This window comes from Caballeronia sp. M23-90, from assembly GCF_053574605.1.
This window is the reverse complement of the sequence record NZ_JBSIPA010000733.1, coordinates 1-1954: the sequence shown is the minus strand read 5'-3', so window position 1 is coordinate 1954 and position 1954 is coordinate 1. Positions and strand designations below refer to the sequence as shown.

Genomic DNA, 1954 nt, shown 5'->3' with positions numbered 1-1954 from the left:
TCGCCGCGAGCCAGGGCTTGCTGAGCGGATCGGCGCTCGACGCCATGCCTGCCCACAAATAAACGCGGATGGCGTCGTAGCTGCCGGTGTCGGCGTTCTGCGGATCGACCACGAACTGGCCGTTTTTATACGCCGCCCAGTCGGGCGCGAAGCCTCGTGGCGACGTCACCGACACCAGCTTGTAACCGTTCTCCGCGAGCGCGTTCCAGGGACCCTTCGGCATGGCGCTGGCAAGACCGCGCAACACTGGCAGCGGCGAATAACTCGGGTTGAGACGCGTCACATCGCCGATCTGGAAACCTTGTGGACCGGGCAGCAGCATCGGTCCAATACCATCAAGGCTCGCCACTTCATGCTTCACGATCTGCGCCGCGAGCGCTTCGCCCAGACGCGTATAGCGGGGTTCGTTCCAGAGACGGCCGGCTTGCAGCAGATCGTAGGCAATCCATACATCGGAGTCGGATGCGGAATTCGGATCGAGCACGCCGAATGAGCCGTCCGCTTTGCGGCCCCATTGCCACGATGGCAGCCGCATGGTGTTTGCATCGAACTGATTGGCCGCCAGGTTCGCGCGGGTCCAGTTCAGCAAGCGGTCGAACATGGCGCGATCGTTTGCGACCAGCGCAAAAAACATGGCATACGACTGGCCTTCGGACGTAGTCTGCTGCGCCGGCGTGGAGAAGTCGACCACGCGGCCATCAGCTTGAATGAAGCGCGACGCGAACGTCCGGTAGGCGTTCCAGTCCGCGCATTCCTTCGTCACCGGCGCAAAAGCCCCGGCGCCAGGAGTGAATCCCATGCTGAACAATGCCAGCGTCAAAACTGCTGCCTTCGATCCACGCTTGAAACCAGCCTGCATATCAATCCCTCAAACGGCGCGCTGCGACCGCGCGCAGTGCACGGTAGAACAGTGCCGCGATGATAATGGCCGCAAGCAAGCCGCTCAAGACGAGCAGGAGCGGATGCGACGACAACGCCCATCGCATGTATTCGAATGGCGACAGGCGGCCGACGTAATACGCCTGTCCGTTCGATGTCACCGTCACGTCGCGTCCGTGGATCACGGCCATGGCGCCCTGGATCTCGGGGAGGATGTCGTTGTCGAGCAAGGCCGCCGACAAGTCCGCATCCGACTGTCCCGCCGCGCTGATCAGTGCGACCGCGCTGCGCTCGCTGTGCAGCGGAGATTTGAAGCCGGTAATGAGCGCATCGCCGTTGGAACTCACGAGCGTGAGGTCCGCGCGTGCCGGCAAACGCTCCACGCCGCGTTCGCCGTGCCACCAGTCGACGACCTTGAACGCGACATCGGAGAGCTCGAAGTTGCGCGAGTCGGCATCGCCCGAGAACGGCATGTTCTTCGACCAGCGTTGCAAGAGCGGCTGGCGCCCGGGTGAACCGAGGATCAGCAGGTCTTTATCGGCGAGGTTATCGACCTGATTGGCTTGTGCGACCGTGACACCGGTCGTGGGATATCCCGTCGATGCACCCATGCGGCCCATCTCCAGCAGGAACAGGCTGTAGTCCGCCGAGCTGGGATCGTCGGGCATGATCACGGCCGTCTGCGAGAGATCCGCCATGCGCGTGAACGGGAAACCGCCGTTGGCGAACGCTGCGAGATCGGGCAGCGCCATGTAGTGCGGGAAACCCGACAAGTCGATGGTCGAATTCGGATCGATCGCGCCGACCACGTTGTCCAGGATGCGGCCCTGGCATTCGCCGGTCTTCGGATAGTCGTAATAGAAATGCAGGCGCAATTGCGAACGCGGTGTCAGCAGAAGCGGCGGCACATAGATTTGATGACGCGCGGCAGCGGTTTTGTCGGGCAGAATCACGGCCGTCTGCGAGAGATCCGCCATGCGCGTGAACGGGAAACCGCCGTTGGCGAACGCTGCGAGATCGGGCAGCGCCATGTAGTGCGGGAAACCCGACAAGTCGATGGTCGAATTCGGATCGA

General features: G+C 62.5%; 2 protein-coding genes. Both read right to left on the bottom strand.

Features of this window, described 5'->3' with window-relative positions; all coding sequences use genetic code 11:
• The coding region (gene bcsZ, locus ACRXB1_RS35270; RefSeq protein ID WP_449494685.1) for a cellulose synthase complex periplasmic endoglucanase BcsZ at positions 1-799 on the bottom strand (799 nt) is incomplete at its 3' end.
• Between the two features lie 61 nt (positions 800-860).
• Positions 861-1954: cellulose biosynthesis cyclic di-GMP-binding regulatory protein BcsB (locus ACRXB1_RS35265; RefSeq protein ID WP_449494684.1), on the bottom strand; the 1094-nt coding region annotated here is incomplete at its 5' end.